The organism is Corallincola luteus, from assembly GCF_004336975.1.
Lineage (GTDB): Bacteria > Pseudomonadota > Gammaproteobacteria > Enterobacterales > Neiellaceae > Corallincola > Corallincola holothuriorum.
The window spans coordinates 1,111,392-1,130,844 of record NZ_SJXE01000001.1 but is presented as its reverse complement, the minus strand read 5'-3'; the positions used below and the strand labels follow the sequence as shown (position 1 = coordinate 1,130,844).

Genomic DNA, 19,453 nt, shown 5'->3' with positions numbered 1-19,453 from the left:
TGCAACTCTATTCGCTAAATGTAAAAACGCCCTGTATCAACAGGGCGGATTTTATTCTAAAACCAAAACAAACTATTTCGCTGGCGCATCATCCGGTGTTACAGACGGTGGCACAGACGCTTCATCGGTACTGGCTGACGCACTGCCTGTATCAGAATCATCAGAGCTATCACTATCAACCCAATCCGCAGGTTCACGCACGTCAACGCGCGCCATCAGGTCATCGATCTGCTTCGCATCGATAGTCTCATACTTCATCAACGCATCTTTCATCGCGTGCAAAATATCGAGATTATCATTAAGGATCTGCAGGGAACGCGTGTAGTTGCGATCGATAACACGCTTAATCTCTTCATCAATGGCACGTGCCGTCTCATCAGACATATGCTTAGCTTTCGCCACACTACGTCCCAAGAACACTTCGCCCTCTTCTTCGGCGTAGAGCAAAGGTCCCATCTTTTCAGACAAGCCCCATTGGGTCACCATCTTGCGCGCTAAATCAGTCGCTCGCTCGATGTCATTTGATGCGCCGGTTGTCACCTTCTCGGCACCAAAAATTATCTCTTCCGCCAAACGTCCACCAAACAGGCTGGAGATCATACTTTCTAAGTGCTGCTTGCTGTAACTAACACGATCTTGCTCTGGCAGGTACATGGTCACACCCAGCGCGCGACCACGAGGGATAATACTGACCTTGTAAACCGGATCATGCTCAGGTACTAAGCGACCGACAATCGCGTGACCCGCTTCATGATAAGCGGTCATCGTTTTCTCATCTTCACTCATCACCATGGACTTACGTTCGGTGCCCATCAGGATCTTATCCTTGGCCTTTTCGAACTCTTCCATCGCGACCAAGCGCTTGTCACCTCGAGCAGCGAACAAAGCCGCTTCATTGACCAAGTTAGCTAAATCAGCACCGGAGAAACCTGGTGTACCACGGGCGATGACAGAAGCTTTCACATCATCCGCAAGCGGCACTTTACGCATATGTACTTTAAGAATTTGCTCGCGACCACGGATGTCCGGCAGACCAACGGTTACCTGGCGGTCAAAACGGCCAGGACGCAGTAAAGCAGGGTCTAAAACGTCAGGACGGTTAGTGGCAGCAATAACAATAATGCCCTCATGCCCTTCAAAGCCATCCATCTCAACCAACATCTGGTTCAATGTCTGCTCACGTTCATCATGACCACCACCTAAACCCGCGCCGCGCTGACGACCTACCGCATCGATCTCATCGATAAAGATGATGCATGGTGCTGCTTTCTTGGCTTGCTCGAACATATCCCGAACACGGGATGCACCAACACCAACAAACATCTCAACGAAATCTGAGCCAGAAATGGTGAAGAAAGGAACTTTAGCTTCCCCTGCAATCGCTTTAGCTAACAGCGTCTTACCTGTACCAGGAGGGCCAATCAACAGCACACCTGTCGGGATCTTGCCGCCGAGCTTCTGAAACTTGGAAGGCTCGCGAAGATAATCGACTAATTCACCGACCTCTTCTTTCGCTTCGTCGCAGCCCGCGACATCAGAAAAAGTCGCTTTGACTTGGTCTTCGTTCATCAACCGCGCTTTGCTCTTACCAAACGACATGGCACCTTTGCCACCGCCGCCCTGCATTTGGCGCATGAAGAAGATCCAAACACCGATCAACAGCAGCATGGGGAACCAAGAGATGAAAATCTGCGCCAAGAAGCTTTGCTGCTCCTCTGGCGTACCAACCACTTTCACCTTTGCTTTCAGCAGCTCATTCATGAGCGCTTCGTCGTACATTGGAAGCACAGTCTCAAACGACTCGTTACCGCCGGTCAGGCCAGTAATTGTCTTGCCATCGATCCTAACTTCTCTAACTTGGCCGTTATTAACCTGCTCAATGAACTGGGTGTAATCGATGGTCTTTCCAGCACTATCTTTTGTGGAAATACCTTGCACTACAGACATTAAAACAACTGCAATGACTAGCCAAAGAATGAGATTTTTTGCCATATCGCTCAAGGGTGCTGCCTCTTCGCCGCAATAACTTAACTAAACGCTAGGGTACTACAGTTTGTAACCGCTAGCCACGATGTAAACTTCCCGGGAGCGAGCCCGCGAGGAATCAGGTTTTCTAATCTTAACGCTTGTAAATGCAGACCGCACATTTTGCAAAAAATTATCAAAGCCATCGCCTTGAAAAACTTTCACCACAAACCTGCCATTGGCGGCCAACACTTGATGACACATATCCAAAGCCAGCTCAATCAAATATATTGACCGAGACTGATCAACGGTGCCATGACCACTCATGTTTGGCGCCATATCAGACAAAACAAGATCGACTTTGTCATCTCCCACATAGTCGAGTAACGCAGTTAATACGTTCTCTTCACGAAAATCACCCTGTAAAAAGGCCACGCCAGCAATCGGGTCCATGGGTAAAATATCGCAGGCGATCACTCGCCCTGATTCACCCACCAGTTCGGCGGCCAATTGTGACCAGCCCCCAGGTGCTGCTCCTAAATCTACGACGGTATCCCCTGAACGGATTAATTTATCTTGCTGCTGCAGCTCTTCGAGCTTAAATACAGCACGACTACGCAGGCCCCTTTTCTGAGCCTCCTGGACATATTTGTCATCAAAATGCTCCTTGATCCAGCGGCTACTGCTGGCTGAGCGCTTCTTTTTACTCATCTATTCTGTGATCACAATTAGTAGTTATCTAGTTAATGGAGGTAAACTATAGCGGATTCAAGTAAAGCGACAAAAAAGAGCGGTCATGCAACTAACAAACAAGCAAAAACAATTTTTAAAATCGATGGCCCATTCATTGCGCCCAGTCGTGCTCCTTGGGGCTAACGGATTAACAGAAGGTGTATTGGCCGAGATAGAAATAGCACTCGCCCACCATGAATTAATCAAAGTGAAGCTACCTGGCGATGATCGCGAAATGCGTAATGCTGTGATCGATGCCATTGTGCGCGAGACAAACGCAGTCAAAGTCCAGTTAATCGGTAAAACAGTGATTTTGTATCGTCCAAGCGATGATAAGAAAATCGAACTACCTAAAAAGTAGGCACCTAACGATCAAAAAAGGCCGCATTAGCGGCCTTTTTTATCAAGCGTTCGATTAGATATACTCGATTTCAACAATCTCGTACTCAACGACACCATTTGGCGTCTTAACCTCAGCCACATCATCGACTTCTTTACCGATAAATGCTCTGGCAATGGGTGAATTAACACTCACCAGATTCTGCTTAATATCAGCCTCATCATCGCCAACAATACGGTAAGTCGATTCAACATCCGAATCGATATTGAGAACCTTAACCGTCGCGCCAAAGATTACTTTGCCGTTATTAGGCACCTTAGTCACGTCAATGATTTGGGCATTCGATAGTTTCGCTTCAATCTCTTGAATGCGCCCTTCACAGAAGCCCTGCTGCTCGCGAGCAGCGTGGTACTCTGCGTTTTCTTTCAAATCACCATGCTCTCGAGCATCCGCAATAGCGGCAATGATTTTCGGACGACGCTCAGACTTAAGGTAGTTAAGCTCAGTCCGCAGCGCATCTGCGCCAGCGGTTGTCATAGGTATTTTGATCATTACTTAGCTGCTTTCTTATGTAACTCTTGCACTGAGATCACAGAGCTTCTGTCATCTACGGTGTGCGCCATACAGGTCGCGAACGCGCCATTAAGGGTCGTAGTGTAGTTCACTTGCTGACGCAGTGCTGCACGACGCAGAGGCACTGAATCTACAATTGTCTGACGACCTTCAGTGGTGTTAACTATATAGCTGTACTCACCGTTCTTCAGACGATCAAGGATGTGAGGACGGCCTTCGTGTACCTTGTTAACTAAACGAGGATTAACACCGGCTTCACCAAGCACCACGGCAGTACCATGGGTCGCATCCAATTCGTAGCCCAACTCAACCAAGCGCTTCGCTAAATCAACCACCCGCTTCTTATCACTATCGCGAACAGACAGCAGAGCTCGACCAGCTTTACGTGGCGGGTTCTTGTTGGCACCTAACTCCGCCTTGGCAAAAGCTTCAGCGAACGTTTCTCCAACACCCATCACCTCGCCAGTAGAACGCATCTCTGGACCGAGGATAGGATCAACACCAGGGAACTTGTTAAACGGCAGCACCACTTCTTTCACTGAGTAATACGGTGGCACCACTTCAGATGTCACACCTTGATCCGCCAAGCTCTGACCGACCATGACACGCGCAGCCACCTTGGCTAAAGCAACGCCGGTCGCTTTCGAAACAAATGGTACAGTACGAGCACCACGAGGATTCACCTCAATCAGGTAGATCTCATCGTCTTTGACTGCAAACTGCACATTCATCAAACCAACAACACCGAGCTCAAGCGCCAATTTCCGTACTTGCTCACGCATGCGATCTTGGACATCAGCACTTAGTGTGTAAGGTGGCAACGAACAACCGGAATCACCTGAGTGAACACCTGCTTGCTCGATATGCTCCATGATCCCGCCGATCACCACATCTTTGCCATCACAAATAGCATCGATATCGATCTCAATGGCGTCATCAAGGAAGCGATCTAACAGCACTGGCGACTCATTTGACACGCTCACCGCTTCGTTGAAGTAACGGCGCAAGTCAATCTCATCGTAAACAATCTCCATGGCGCGGCCACCGAGTACATAGGAGGGGCGTACAACCAATGGATAAGTGATCTTTTCAGCCAACGCGACCGCTTCTTCCAACGCCGTTACAGTTGCATTCTCTGGCTGTTTCAAGCCAAGTCGCTCAACTGCTTGCTGGAAACGTTCACGATCTTCAGCACGGTCAATTGCATCTGGGCTGGTACCGATAATTGGTACCCCTGCCGCTTCGAGTGCTCGCGCCAGCTTAAGTGGTGTTTGACCACCGTACTGTACGATCACCCCTTTAGGCTTCTCGACACGGACAATCTCCAACACATCTTCCAGTGTGACCGGCTCAAAATAGAGGCGATCAGAGGTGTCATAATCGGTAGAAACCGTTTCAGGGTTACAGTTAACCATGATGGTTTCATAACCATCTTCACGCATTGCCAATGCCGCATGTACACAGCAATAATCGAACTCGATACCCTGGCCAATGCGGTTTGGTCCGCCACCGATAACCATGATTTTATCATTGTCAGTCGGATCGGCTTCGCACTCTTCATCATAGGTCGAGTACATATACGCGGTGTCAGTTGAAAATTCTGCAGCGCAGGTATCGACGCGCTTGTATACAGGGAAGATTTCATGACGTGTACGTAGCTTACGCAGTTCAGCTTCAGAGACACCTAGTAAGGTCGCCAAACGGGCATCGGCAAAACCTTTACGCTTCAAACCGCGCAACACGTCAGCGGTCAAGCCAGCCATACCCAGCTCTTTCAGGTTCTTCTCTTCGCTGATAAGGTCTTCGATCTGTACTAAGAACCAACGATCGACGTTGGTCAACTTAAACACTTCGTCAAGGCTCATGCCCGCACGGAATGCGTCGCCTATGTACCAGATACGATCCGCACCCGGCTCTTGTAATTCATGACGGATCTTCGATTTCGCTTCGGCATCGTCCAGATTGACGATAGGATCAAAGCCGGTGGCACCCACTTCAAGCCCACGCAACGCTTTCTGCAGAGATTCCTGCTGGTTACGGCCAATAGCCATCACTTCGCCAACAGACTTCATCTGCGTCGTTAAGCGATCATTCGCACCTGCAAATTTTTCGAAGTTAAACCGCGGCACCTTGGTAACAACATAATCGATCGCAGGTTCAAAACTCGCTGGAGTTTTACCACCAGTGATATCATTAAGTAGCTCATCAAGGGTATAACCCACTGCCAACTTGGCAGCGACTTTAGCGATAGGAAAGCCGGTAGCTTTTGAAGCCAGCGCAGACGAACGGCTCACTCGCGGGTTCATCTCAATAATAACCATACGACCATCAGCCGGATTAACACCGAACTGAACGTTAGAGCCGCCAGTTTCTACACCGATCTCACGCAACACCGCCATCGATGCATTACGCATCAACTGATACTCTTTGTCAGTCAGTGTTTGCGCTGGCGCGACAGTGATTGAATCACCCGTGTGCACACCCATGGCGTCGAAGTTTTCGATGGAACAGACGATGATGCAGTTGTCATTTCGATCCCGCACCACTTCCATCTCATACTCTTTCCAGCCGATCAATGATTCATCAATCAACAATTCACTGGTCGGAGAAAGCTCTAAACCGCCGCTACAGATGTCATCGAACTCTTCGATGTTATAGGCAATACCACCACCCGAGCCGCCCATGGTAAACGAAGGGCGAATAATACAAGGGAAGCCAATTCGCGACAGAACATCATGGGCTTCGTCCATGGTATGCGCGGTTTCTGCACGAGGCGTTTCCAGACCAATGGCCTTCATCGCCTTATCAAAGCGGTCACGATCTTCAGCTTTATCGATGGCGTCGGCAGTTGCGCCAATCATCTCAACGCCAAATTTCTCCAGCACGCCTTCACGTTCGAGTTCCAAGGCACAGTTCAGTGCCGTCTGGCCACCCATCGTCGGCAATACAGCATCTGGACGCTCTTTCTCGATGATCTTAGCAACCACTTCCCAGTGAATTGGTTCGATGTAGGTAGCATCGGCCATCTCCGGGTCAGTCATGATAGTCGCCGGGTTTGAGTTCACCAGAACAACCCGGTAGCCCTCTTCCCGAAGCGCCTTACACGCCTGCGCGCCTGAATAGTCAAATTCACAGGCCTGCCCGATCACAATCGGACCAGCGCCAAGAATCAATATGCTTTGTATGTCTGTACGTTTTGGCATTGTCTACCCTTGCTGCGAATCTGTTACTTGGCTTTGCGTTGTTCAATAAGTTCGATGAAATGATCGAACAGCGGCGCCGCATCATGTGGGCCGGGGCTTGCTTCAGGGTGTCCCTGAAAACTAAACGCTGGCTTATCTGTGCGATGAATGCCTTGCAGTGACCCATCAAACAATGAGGTATGCGTTGCACGCAAAGTCTCTGGCAGTGTTGTCTCATCAGCAGCAAAACCGTGGTTCTGGCTGGTGATCATCACTACATTGTTATCATGATCTTTCACTGGGTGGTTGGCCCCGTGGTGACCAAACTTCATCTTCACTGTCTTCGCACCGCTGGCCAATGCCAGTAACTGATGTCCGAGACAGATACCAAAGATCGGTATGTCGGTTTGCAGAAAACTCTTGATAGCAGAGATAGCGTAATCGCAAGGCTCTGGATCGCCAGGACCATTTGATAGGAAGATGCCATCAGGGTTCATAGCCAGCACATCTTCCGCAGGGGTTTGTGCAGGAACCACAGTCAAGCGACAACCTCGATCAACCAACATACGCAGAATATTGCGTTTGGCGCCAAAATCGTATGCAACCACATGGAAAGGCAATGAAGTAGCTTCCGGTGACGTGTGGCCACTACCCAATTGCCAGCTACCCGCTGTCCAACTGAATGACTCTTTAGTAGTGACCTCTTTCGCCAGATCCATTCCCTTCAATCCTGGGAATGCCAGCGCAGCCGCTTTTGCTGCTGCTTCGTCAACCGTTTCACCAGCAACAATACACCCAGCCTGAGCGCCTTTCTCTCGCAGAATACGTGTCAGTTTGCGGGTATCAATATCGCAGATGCCGACAACGTTATTGCGCTTGAGATAATCAGAGAGCGTCTCTTCATTTCTGAAGTTGCTAGCCAACAGAGGCAGATCTCGGATAACCAGGCCTGTTGCCCAGATATTCGCAGACTCTTCATCTTCACTATTGGTACCGGTGTTACCGATATGGGGATAAGTCAGCGTGACAATTTGACGTGCATAAGATGGATCAGTCAGTATCTCCTGATAACCGGTCATTGAAGTATTAAAAACAACTTCACCGACCGACTGACCGTCAGCGCCTATGGAACGACCGCGAAAAACAGTGCCATCAGCTAGCACCAGTAGAGCGGGTTTATTCAAGATAACCTCCACGTTGGCAGCAAAATGGGAGTAAACACAAGGTCTTACTCCCATTAACTGGTCTATATAGACCGAACAAAAACTTCTTTACCGAAACGGTGGCAAATTCCGCGCATTCTAGTACAACTCTGGGTTGACGTCTATCACAGATTTCACCATTTACATTTTTTTAACTTTATCAGTACATTTCCGCTCGAAACGCTCAAAACTGAGGGTTTAATCCTTCAATCCAAGCACATCTTGCATGTCATAAAATCCTGATTGTTTACTTTTGAGCCAGGCAGCTGCACGCACTGCACCATTGGCGAATGTCATACGACTAGAGGCTTTGTGAGTGATCTCTACACGCTCACCGATGTCCGCAAACATCGCCGTATGCTCGCCTACTAGGTCACCAGCACGGATAGTAGCGAAACCGATAGTGTCACGCTCACGCTCGCCGGTAATACCTTCACGACCATAAACAGCCACCTTATTCAAATCCCGGCCCAACGTATCAGCGATCACTTCGCCCATACTCAGTGCAGTTCCAGAAGGCGCATCAACTTTATGGCGATGGTGACCCTCAATGATTTCAATGTCAGTGTAGTCGCCCATCACCTTTGCAGCAGTCTCTAGCAGTTTGAATAACAAGTTCACGCCAACGCTGTAGTTTGACGCCATCATGATGGCGCAGCTTTGACTGGCCGCATCTATTTGCGCTTTTTGTTCGTCGGTAAAGCCTGTTGTACCTATAACGATCTGCTTACCGTGTTGCTGGCACCACTCAATATTGGCCAATGTGGCGTCAGGTGCAGTGAAATCAATCACCACATCTACGCTCTGCTCTAGGCCTTCGAGCCCACCAGAAATCTCAACACCCAGTTTACCTACGCCAGCAAACTCACCGAGATCAGCGCCAATCAAGCTGCTACCTGGACGTTCAAAGCCCGCAACTAACTCAACAGCTTCGCTATCAAAAGCGGCATTTAGCAGGTTCTTTCCCATGCGACCGGCACAGCCGGCGATGGCGACTCGGATAGTGTCTGACATCGGTTTACTCTGAATGGTTATGCAATTTAGGTGCGTACTATACCGTTTAGCAACGTTTTTGGCTAAGGGATTGTGGTTAGAAAACGCTGAATTAGAAAATCACTGGGTCTAGAGATAGATATAGAAAAGCCCGCGTTAGCGGGCTTTAAATCAAAGCATGGCAGCTTTAGTTCGTTTTACGGCGCAGAGCCCCAAAACCTAACAACCCCAGCATAGCCAAGGCGATAGTTTGTGGCGCGTCCACATCTGCGCCCTGCGCCGACACAACTCCCTCGTACCAAGTTGAGTAATCTTCGCTGTAGGTGTTATTACATGTAAGATTATACTCATCAACAGCTACGCACAGCGATTCATTGTAATAAGACGACTCTGACACCGAAACCGTCGCGCCATCAGCTCCCCAAAGCAGCGCCAATACCTCATCAAAGGTATACTCAAGCACATCATCAGCACTGAATATCTGGTCAAGAGTAATATGAGCATCCCACCGATAGCCGCCATAAGATTGTTCCATGCCAAGATCTGTCTCTACCAAGTCGCCAAACGCTGACATTCCCCAAGACAAGCTTAAATTCACATAGCCTGAATCCGTAATCGACGGATTAATATAATCATCAAAATAAGAGTATTGACCAATGCTGTCAGAATCATGGCTCATGAGGGCAGCAAAAGGGTTATTTTCCAGAAGAGTCCCTGACAGAGGCGTAAATGGCTGTGCAGCTAGCGCGCCGCCTCCAAAGGAGCTTGATGAACTGGTGTGATTTGAGTCAGCCCAACCGGCGTAATACGTTTCTTTATTGGAATAGTCCCATGTCGGGATACCAACAGATATCTCGGTCGAAAATTCCTCTAAGCCTTTAGCATAACCATCATAGCTATAATCGACGCCATCAAACTGAGAAATACTGACATAACTCCCACCTTGCAAATCTAACGAGAGCTGCGCTGCATTAACCGAAGGGGCGATCACAGACGCGAGGAGTACGGTATTGAGTAGTAACTTCTTCATTTTGCTTTCCTTGCCACAACATAATTCGGCGGAAGAGAGACTGCAGTAAAAGATAGTCAGGCAACCATAACGGTGCATCTATCGTTGCGGAGCATATTAGGGAGGGTAGGCTTCCGATCCCAAGTCACACTTCCATTTAGGATGGCTATTTTTACACCAAAACTAATAAAGAGGAAGCTGTTCGTACCTGTATTAATTAATGGAAACATAATTATTTGATACAGATAAAAAAACCGGCGCCTAAGCGCCGGTTTGGTTTACTAGCAATAGCTAGGAAGTAATGTCAGAGATTACTCTGGCTGACATACAGACAATGTACCTGTGTAGTCGTCTATCGCAGCAGCATCAGTCACTGTGAAAGTAAAGATCACAGGCGCATCAGGGAGCGCAATGCTGTTGTTGTCGAACGCACCACCCGTCTTAGCCCAAGTATTGTAGACTTCATCCAGCAACAGACCACTCAGTGGGGCATCATTAGTAGATGAGGTTGGTACATAGAACTGAACATCCCAATCAGCAGAATCATCGGCGATCTTAAAGTTGATCGTATCAGCGACAGTGAAACTTGCCTGATAAATGTTATCACCTCTATAAGTGAAGGCATAAGCAGGGTCTGCAGCCCAACCTGAGTGACTACCACGTACATATAGTGGTACAGCGACAGGCGCAGTATCAGTACTAGGATCTAACAGCTCACAAACAGTAGGCTCTGGCTCAACAGGTGCTTCAACGTACTCTTCAACCAACAGAGTTGGCTTATTGATGTTGAATGCATCCAGAGTGAACACATACTCACCAGCATCGGCGATAGTGATGGACAGATTGTCATTAGAACCTGGAACGATTACCGTTTCCTCGTCTAATGCAACAGTGAGTGCACCACCCAGGTTAACACCCTGGTCGCCCCAATCTGCGTCAGCAACTTTAAACGCATAGGTACCAGCAGCCACTTCTAACTGCAGAGTGTAAACGCCCTGAGTATCGAAAGTGAAAGCATCGTTTGGTCCCCATTCATTCATATCACCACGCAGCAATGGTACCGCGTCGCCATAAGGCGCTACGTCCGCATAGCTAGTCACAGAGATAGTTTGTGCACTGGTATCGCGAGCATTGAAGTCGAAACGATACAAACCAGCAGTTTCTACAGCAACATTCATATTACCGTCAACGTCGGTAATCGCCATAGAGCCTTCAGCAACTGTCACATCGGCATAACCAAAGTTAGTACCATCAGTCCAACCTGAGTCGGCAACTTTAAAGCTATAAGCACCAACTTCTAGTTCGATCACTTCGCTGTATAAACCATCATAGATGAATTCAGCTTCGTTACCTGTGCCCCATCCGTTCATGTCACCACGAACATAAAGCTTGGTATCACCATAAGGAGGCGTATTAGCAAAGCTCTTCTCAGCCACTGGAATACCAGCGCCCTGAGCATCGCCTTGAGGCATAACGAAGACTGCCGCGGTTACACCTGGAACGATTACAGATTCAGCACCAACAACCACATCGCTATATACAGCGTCGACAGAGTTCATCTGAATGTCATGCAGGACAAGACCTGGAACATTCAAGGTGAAGTCATCTTGAGTCGAGTTAAATACGACAACGATCGCGTCAGCATTTTCATCCAAGTCTGCACCAGCACTTGCGCCATCATCGATAGACATAACAATCACACCAGGCGTTTGTTCTGCACCTGTGTTATGGAAGTCAACGCGAGCCATGACAGCTTCTTTAGTACCCAAAGTGAACAACGGTGAACTCTTACGGATCTGCAAGAACTCTTGGAACACGTCGCTACTAAAGGCTATGTCTGCAGCGGCAGGCATAGTTGTCTCATCAGCGATGATCGCTTTAATTACATCGTAGTTAGCGGCATCTTTGTCATCACGTGGCAGACCAACATTCCAGTTGTTGTCTTGCTTAGTGAAGTCAACATAGTTATACCAGTCACCTGAATCATAGCTGTCACGTTCCATAGACTTAGAACGCAGCAGATCAGAACCCATATGAATGAATGGCACACCTTGACCAAATGATGGGAAAGCTAATGCAAAAGTATGATAGCGAGCACGCTCAGCAGGTGACATACCAGTAGGAAGTTTGTACTGGTTGTTGTCCCACAGAGTTTGGTTGTCATGCTTTGACACATAAGACACTAGTTCAGTAGGTGAGTCAGTGTAACCCGCAGGCTGACCGTTATAATCAACACCGCTACCGCGAACAGTATCGCCGTTGGAGTTGATTAAAGCATAGTCAGCTAAAAGGCCTGCTAACTCTACGCGAACGATATCAGTCGCATGCAGCAGCTGAGATTTTTCACCTTCAGCACCGCTGTTCAACTCATTCGGGTTAGAGTACAAGCCGTTAGCAAGACCTTGAGCGGTACGGATACCTTCAGCAGAATCAAATGGTGAACCACCACGGATAGCGTCACGACCACGATCAGAGAATGAACCGATGCCGGTACCTGCCAAGTTCAGCTGAGTCGCTTGAACAAACAAGGTATCGTTCTCAACTTCACCGAAGTTCCAACCTTCACCATAGAAGTAGTTATCAGCATCAACAGCGTGAACAGCGGCCAATGAACGCTCCATTGAATCCAACGGCTGGTGACCCATCAAGTCGAAACGGAAAGAGTCGATCTTATATTGATCAGCCCAGACAACCAGAGTATCGGTCATCAGTTTTTCCATCATCGCATTTTCAGTGGCAGTGTTGTCACAACAAGTACTGGTTTCAACTGCACCAGTGTCTTGATTGAAACGGTTGTAATAACCAGGAACCACTTTATCCAGCACTGACTTCTCTGAAGTCAAACCAGACGCGTTAGTGTGGTTGTAAACAACATCCATAACAACGCGTAAGCCTTGATCATGGAGCGCTTTAACCATTTGACGGAACTCGTTGATACGCGCAACGCCATCAGCGTCAGAGGCATAGCTGCCTTCTGGAGCACCGAAATGGAACGGGTCGTAACCCCAGTTGAAGCTATCCAAACCACGCATGTCATCCATGATGGTTTCAGCACACTGAGTGGCAGGGTCACATGCGTCTAACAGGTCAGCAATGATAGTTGCTTCAGGTTGACCACATACGCTTGCACCAGCATTAAGGCCACAAAGCTTGCCTACCGTGTCAGTGATATCAACACGCATCGCTGGATCTTCTTTAACGGTGGCAATATCAAATACTGGCAACAGTTGGAAGTGGGTCAGACCCGCTTCTTTCAGACCAATGATATGTTGCATTGGTGCTGAGTCTGTTTCTGTGAACGCGAGGTATTTACCACGGTTGGCTTCTGATGTCGTTTCATCATGTGCACTGAAATCACGAACATGTGACTCATAAACAGTGATTGAGCTGGTTGCAGCTTCAGGCACTACATGATCAGCCCAACCTGCAGGCGTAACATCTTCAGCAGTAAAATCAATTACCTGAGAATAAATAGAATCAGTAGACAAACCCATTGAATAAGGGTCGGTTACCATCAATGTTTCAAGGGCATCAGACTGATAATGATAAACAGTGACTTCATACTTGTAGAAAGTACCGTGTGGAGCTTCAGTAGAAGCACGCCAGATACCGTTCATATCTTCAGTCATGGCGACCGCTTCACCCATTGCAGTTTTATCTGCATTGAACAGGTGTAAAGCGACATTCTGTGCAGTAGGCGCCCATAAGGCGAACTCAGTTGCACCATCACCAACCATTGCGCCTAACTCTTGCTCATTCGCATCATCTTCACCAGCAGTGTAGAGAGCGTCGATTGCGCCAGGAGTTTGTAGCTTGCTCAGCTTCTCAATCCAAAGACCTTCAGACAAAGTCGCAATATAAAGCTGACCTTTCAGGGCTGCTTTCGCATCAATGCCTTCAGGCAACATATACGCGTTACGACCAGCAATGGCTGGGAATTTAGCGGCTGTCTCTTCAGATAAAGTGCCAGCAGTCAATTGGTGAGCGGTATAGTCACCGGTTAAGGTACCGTCAGCATTCAAACCAAAATTAGCTGAGTCAGACACATAAAGTACTAATGTCGCACCTTCTTCACCCCAAAGGATTGTGTTTGCATCAACCCATGCGGCGTTGCGGTTATCTTTGTTGATACCTGGAGGGTTAGTGTTCCAAGCTTCTTCACGGGTGTCATAAACATCAGCACTACTGCCAACCAATGACACGGCACGATCGGTGAAGGTATCTAAGTCAACCATTACGTCATCGTTGATGATCTTAGTATTACCATCAGCTCCACGAATGATCAGGTTAACGCAACCCGTTTCCTTGGATAAATCTAGCAACCAATAAGGGCCGTAACCATCGTCGCCATCTGGAACAACGGTTGTATTAGCCCAATCATTAATAGCCTGCTCTTCGGTCAACGCATCGCAAGTTTCGTTGTTCCAAAGGTGCAATGACCATGCAGCGTAAGGACTATCAGGGTCAATTGCAGTGGCTTCTGGGCTTGCATTTGGATCGACATAGTTAAGAACCAGCTGGTTAGCAGCTGCTTCCATCGTTTCACCAGGAGGATCGATATCAAGATTAGGGTTAGGTGCCGGTGAATCAACCGTCGGCATGATGCATTCATCACCAGCTTCATTGATGTATTCAGGTGCTTCACACACCAGATCTTCATCGTCATCGTCATCAGAGCAACCAGCCACCATGGTCGCCGCAAGCAGCGGCATCATGTAAATAGCTAGCTTATTTTTTTTAAGCTCCATAGCCTTTCCTTTGTGTTTTTAGTTTTGTGTTTTTAATGTCGCGTTTTTGTGTTTATGGCGTTTCGTGTGTTCACGAAATCATTTTTTTAAACTCAAAATGTCGAACGTTAGACACAATGAGGGGATAATCCGCAGCGATTCTAAAGACAAAGGAAGGGGTGCGACTGTGATCTATTCCGCGAAATGGGGGAGGAAGCAGAGACGAACAGAGGCGATTGTGATCGCCCCTGCAAAAGTTAAAAAAAAGATCTATTACGCCAAGATATCAAGCAATTCGACATCAAAAATCAGCGTTTGATAAGGCCCAATCGCCCCGCCAGCACCGCGTTCGCCATATGCAAGATCATAAGGCACATATAAACGCCACTTACTGCCCACAGGCATCATCTGTAACGCTTCAGTCCAACCTCGGATCACACCACCAACAGGGAATTCTGCCGGTTCGCCACGTTGGTAAGATGAATCGAACACATCACCAGTGATTAAAGTGCCGTGATAATGGGTACGTACAGTGCTGCTAGCCGTTGGCTTCTCGCCATCACCGGCTTCAAGCACTTCATACTGCAGACCAGATTCAGTGACAGTGACTTCATCACGCTTGGCATTCTCTGTGAGGAAGTTTTCACCTTCAGAGATTGCGCCCTGATGTTGCGCTTGTGCCTGGGCCTGCATCTGCTCCTGGATCACGCGAAAAGCCGCTTCCATCTCTTCGTCAGTCACAACGCTGGCTTCACCAGCAAAGGCCGAACGGATGCCATCAACCACGGCGTCCAGATCCATTCCTTCGAAAGGGTTTTGCTTCAGTTGTTCACCTAAATTGCGTCCCACACCGTAGCTGGCAGTGATTTGAGGCGTAGAATATGTCGCTTCTGACATCGGAGTTTCCTTATCGTTTGAAAGCGGTAATGCTAACATCTGCTGATACTAAGCCCAAAGCCTTCTATGAAATGACATCAATCGATAATCAGATCCGCCCAAATGCATCCGCCCTTTTGCCCATACTGCTATTCCTAGTCACTTTTATTGGCACAGGTATTTACTATCAAACTCAAGGGGTTGACTACGCTTTCTACCAGCTACCCAGCCCAGTAGCCGTGTTACCTGCGTTACTTTTGGCGATAGTGATGCACAAAGAGGGTCTCAATCGAGCCATCGATACGTTTCTGAGTGGCGCCGGCCACAGCAATATCATGGCGATGTGTTTCATCTATCTATTAGCGGGGGCATTCGCCACCGTCGCCAAGGCTACCGGTGGTGTCGATGCCACTGTCAATATGGGCCTCACAGTGATCCCCAGCAGCTTTATTCTGCCAGGAATATTTTTAATCAGTGCATTTATCGCCACAGCCATGGGAACCTCGATGGGAACCATTGGTGCCGTTGCACCCATCGCGTTAGGTATTGCCGAAGCAGCAGGCATAGATAAGGCACTGATGGCAGGCGTGGTACTCAGTGGAGCCATGTTTGGTGACAACCTTTCGATTATCTCTGACACCACCATCGCAGCCACGCGTACTCAGGGTTGTGAAATGAAGGACAAGTTTCGCGAAAACATCTTTATCGCCGCACCGGCTGCGCTGATCGTTATTGTGCTGTTTTTCTTCCTACAAACGCCCGCTCCAACGCCAGACGCCGGACATATTGAGTGGTTTAAAGTCCTGCCTTATCTCACTATCTTGGTATTAGCAGTCTTAGGTATGAATGTCTTTCTCGTACTCGCAATCGGACTGATCCTCGCTGGTGGCGTTGGCTTGGCGCAAGTACCGGATTACAGCATGAGCCAGTACACCAAAGATATCTATGCTGGCTTCGGCAGTATGCAGGAGATCTTTATTCTCTCCATCATGATCGGTGGCTTAGGTGCCATGGTAAAAGCCCAAGGTGGACTGGCTTGGATGGGACTGCAGATAGAAAAACTGATCGCGCTGTTTAGTCGTTCACACACAGAAGAAGCTAACGAACGCGCCGCAGAGCTAGGCATTGCTGGCATCGCTACACTGACCAATACCTGCACCGCGAACAACACGGTTTCGATTATCGTTAGCGGCGACCTGGCCAAAGAGCTAGCAGAGAAGCACGAAGTGACCCCCAAGCGCAGCGCCAGTTTATTAGATATCTTTGCCTGTGTTTGCCAAGGATTGCTGCCCTACGGCGCCCAAGCACTACTGCTGGGCTCTATCTTCCTGATATCGCCGATAGAAGTGAGTGCACACAGTTACTACGTGATGATACTGGCTGTCACCGGCATTGCCGCAGTATTTATCAAACACCAGCTGAGACAAAATGCCAAACGCTAGTGTTTATCAGCTGGCTTAATGCTCATCAGCGATGTAAGCGCTAAACTTGAGCGAGTGTGCTCATGGATCAAGCCGATGAATAACGGTGACACAGCATGAATTTTCTTGCTCACCTGCATATTGCTGACGTCACCAACACCTCTGCGGTGGGTGCCATGATGGGCGACTTCATTAAAGGCGACCAGTGGCGCACGCTGCCACAAGCTCAGCGGATAGGCGTGCTATTGCATCGTCAGGTCGATAGCTTTACCGATAGCCACCCTGACGTGATCCAGGCGCGGCAACTATTTAAACTGACCCGTCAGCGCTATACCGGCATATTGATCGATATGTTGTTTGATCACCTGCTCGCCAAGCAATGGCATAAGTTCCACCCCACCTCCCTCACTCAGTTCAGCCAACAACAATACCGCCAGCTAACCGCCACCGAGCCCCATTGGCCAGAAAAGATGATTGATGTCTGTCGCCGTATGGCTGAAACCGATTGGCTCTGTAGCTACCAAACGCCAGGGACCATCAAACTCGCCTTACACAAGATAGGATTGCGAATGCGCGTTGACGCCCCATTTGCCACGAGTTATCAAGAATGGCAACAGGTACACGCTGAACTAACAATGCTGTTTGACAGTTTTTACGGTGACCTACTGCTTCAGTTACCGGCCTTACAGCGCAATGTTCTGCAGAGATCGTAGAGCGACTCCCTGAACAGGGATCTTAGACGTTCATTCTATTTATTGGGATCATAAGGCCAATTTATTGCGGTTTTATACCCATTTTATTAAACGTACTATCTGTTCAAGCCAAATAGATGACTGGAGCAAAACATGATACGTACACTTTTTAAACTGACTAACGAAAGACAACTCGCCCTCGCCCTGCTGATGCTTCGCGTCCCCACGGGCATCATTTTTATCGCCCACGGCGGACAAAAGCTATTCGGCCTATTTGGCGGCTATGGCATCACCGGCACAGGTCAGTGGATGGAGTCGATTGGGCTAGGCCCCGGTGCCCTCATGGCGTTCCTGGCCGGTAGTGCAGAGTTTTTCGGTGGCATTGCGTTGCTGGTAGGTTTGCTCACCCGTCCGGCAGCGGCCGTTTTAAGTATAACGATGCTTGTCGCTATCTTCGCCGTGCACATCCAACATGGCCTGTTTATGAGTAATAACGGCTACGAGTTTGGTTTGGCTCTGCTCACCCTATCTGCCGCACTGATGTTCAGTGGTGCAGGAAAACTATCGGTTGATGCACTGATCAGCAAACGCCTTAGCTAAAACAACAAACCAAGATAACTAGAGATAATTCAGTATCGAGATAGTGCAGTAACGTGGGCAACCGTTAGATCAACTCCGTCAGCCTGCACTCACTCGTTAACGAGGATAAGAAAATGGGATTGCTACAAGATGGCCGCTGGGTTGACCAGTGGTACGACACCAAACAGAGCGACGGTAAATTTGTCAGAGATAACTCAAAGTTCCGCCACTGGGTGACGGAAGATGGCAGTGCAGGATCATCGGGTGATGCAGGGTTTAAAGCTGAAAGCGGCCGCTATCACCTTTACGTTTCCCTTGCCTGCCCATGGGCACACCGCACATTGATATTTCGGGCGCTGAAAGGGTTGGAACCACATATTTCAGTCACCGTTGTTGAGCCACACATGTTAGAAAACGGTTGGGAGTTCTACCAGCCAGGCAATGCCCTGTTTAACGGCCATCATATTGCAGGGGCAGATCAGGATACCGTCAACGATAAACAGTTTCTCTATCAGATCTATCAACTGGCCGATGCAAAAGCCAACGGTCGTGTCACTGTCCCTGTACTTTGGGACAAGCAGCGCCAAACCATCGTCAGCAATGAATCCGCCGAGATCATCCGTATGTTCAACTCGGCGTTCAATAACATCACTGGCAATCAGCTAGATCTGTACCCAGAGCAGTTAAGGGAAGCTATCGACCAGACCAACGCCTGGATCTACGACACCATCAACAACGGTGTCTACAAAGCCGGTTTTGCCACTAGCCAACCAGCCTATGAAGAGGCGTTTAATACGCTGTTTTCAGCACTGGACAAAGTAGAGCTGCGGTTAGAAAAACAAAACTACCTGACAGGTGAGCAGATCACTGAAGCCGACTGGCGGCTATTCACCACACTGATCCGCTTCGACGCTGTCTACGTGGGGCATTTCAAAACCAATCTAAGACGCATCGAAGACTACCCTAACCTCTCTAACTATCTGCGCGCCTTGTATCAAGTTCCCGGGATCAAAGAAACCGTCAACTTCGAGCATATCAAACAGCACTACTATTTCAGTCACGCCAGTATCAACCCAACGCGGGTGGTTCCTACTGGCCCAGCGCTAGATTATCTGCGGCCGCATAACCGCAGACCTACCACACCAAATTAACCAGTAAACGG

General features: G+C 48.6%; 14 protein-coding genes. 5 read left to right on the top strand and 9 right to left on the bottom strand.

What is annotated here, in order from left to right; translation table 11 throughout:
* Window positions 1–72: 72 nt before the first annotated feature.
* Window positions 73–2,001: an ATP-dependent zinc metalloprotease FtsH gene (gene ftsH, locus EZV61_RS04965; RefSeq protein WP_114339821.1), complete on the bottom strand. Its 1,929-nt coding sequence runs from the start codon at window positions 1,999–2,001 to the stop codon at window positions 73–75.
* Between the two features lie 45 nt (window positions 2,002–2,046).
* On the bottom strand, window positions 2,047–2,676 hold the full coding sequence (gene rlmE / locus EZV61_RS04960) for a 23S rRNA (uridine(2552)-2'-O)-methyltransferase RlmE (RefSeq protein ID WP_114339822.1): 630 nt from the start codon (window positions 2,674–2,676) through the stop codon (window positions 2,047–2,049).
* Window positions 2,677–2,761: 85 nt separating this feature from the next.
* Here rlmE and yhbY point away from each other — a divergent pair, with 85 nt between their 5' ends.
* Window positions 2,762–3,058, top strand: coding sequence for a ribosome assembly RNA-binding protein YhbY (gene yhbY / locus EZV61_RS04955; protein WP_114339823.1), 297 nt, complete (start codon window positions 2,762–2,764; stop codon window positions 3,056–3,058).
* A gap of 54 nt (window positions 3,059–3,112) precedes the next feature.
* Here yhbY and greA read toward each other — a convergent pair whose 3' ends face one another.
* The 7 genes from greA to EZV61_RS04920 all read right to left on the bottom strand — a co-directional run bounded on the left by greA (window position 3,113) and on the right by EZV61_RS04920 (window position 15,620).
* The gene (gene greA, locus EZV61_RS04950; protein WP_131414522.1) at window positions 3,113–3,589 is read right to left on the bottom strand and encodes a transcription elongation factor GreA; all 477 of its coding nucleotides are present in this window, start codon (window positions 3,587–3,589) and stop codon (window positions 3,113–3,115) included.
* Entirely contained in the window at window positions 3,589–6,813 is a 3,225-nt protein-coding gene (carB, locus tag EZV61_RS04945; protein ID WP_131414521.1) for a carbamoyl-phosphate synthase large subunit, read from the bottom strand. The genes greA and carB overlap by 1 nt, the downstream gene beginning before the upstream one ends.
* A 23-nt stretch (window positions 6,814–6,836) precedes the next feature.
* Window positions 6,837–7,976, bottom strand: a complete 1,140-nt coding sequence (carA, locus tag EZV61_RS04940) for a glutamine-hydrolyzing carbamoyl-phosphate synthase small subunit (RefSeq protein WP_130567921.1) — start codon at window positions 7,974–7,976, stop codon at window positions 6,837–6,839.
* Between the two features lie 216 nt (window positions 7,977–8,192).
* A complete protein-coding gene (gene dapB, locus EZV61_RS04935) occupies window positions 8,193–9,008 on the bottom strand; it encodes a 4-hydroxy-tetrahydrodipicolinate reductase (protein WP_131414520.1) in 816 nt (271 codons plus the stop codon).
* A 166-nt stretch (window positions 9,009–9,174) separates the two neighbouring features.
* Window positions 9,175–10,017, bottom strand: a complete 843-nt coding sequence (locus EZV61_RS04930) for a hypothetical protein (protein ID WP_131414519.1) — start codon at window positions 10,015–10,017, stop codon at window positions 9,175–9,177.
* A gap of 290 nt (window positions 10,018–10,307) precedes the next feature.
* Window positions 10,308–14,744 (bottom strand): pullulanase-type alpha-1,6-glucosidase, encoded by a 4,437-nt coding sequence (gene pulA / locus EZV61_RS04925; protein ID WP_131414518.1) that lies wholly within the window; start codon window positions 14,742–14,744, stop codon window positions 10,308–10,310.
* Window positions 14,745–14,996: 252 nt separating this feature from the next.
* Entirely contained in the window at window positions 14,997–15,620 is a 624-nt protein-coding gene (locus EZV61_RS04920; RefSeq protein ID WP_130567927.1) for a BamJ family beta-barrel-assembly machinery protein, read from the bottom strand.
* Between the two features lie 71 nt (window positions 15,621–15,691).
* Between EZV61_RS04920 and EZV61_RS04915 the strand changes: the two genes are divergently transcribed.
* The 4 genes from EZV61_RS04915 (at window position 15,692) to EZV61_RS04900 (ending at window position 19,442) form a co-directional block, all read left to right on the top strand.
* Complete coding sequence (locus EZV61_RS04915) at window positions 15,692–17,041, top strand: Na+/H+ antiporter NhaC family protein (RefSeq protein WP_131414716.1); 1,350 nt, start codon at window positions 15,692–15,694, stop codon at window positions 17,039–17,041.
* A 95-nt stretch (window positions 17,042–17,136) separates the two neighbouring features.
* Window positions 17,137–17,733 (top strand): acyl carrier protein phosphodiesterase, encoded by a 597-nt coding sequence (locus tag EZV61_RS04910; RefSeq protein ID WP_131414517.1) that lies wholly within the window; start codon window positions 17,137–17,139, stop codon window positions 17,731–17,733.
* Between the two features lie 132 nt (window positions 17,734–17,865).
* Complete coding sequence (locus EZV61_RS04905; RefSeq protein ID WP_130567929.1) at window positions 17,866–18,312, top strand: DoxX family protein; 447 nt, start codon at window positions 17,866–17,868, stop codon at window positions 18,310–18,312.
* Between the two features lie 113 nt (window positions 18,313–18,425).
* Complete coding sequence (locus EZV61_RS04900) at window positions 18,426–19,442, top strand: glutathione S-transferase family protein (protein ID WP_131414516.1); 1,017 nt, start codon at window positions 18,426–18,428, stop codon at window positions 19,440–19,442.
* Window positions 19,443–19,453 lie beyond the last annotated feature (11 nt).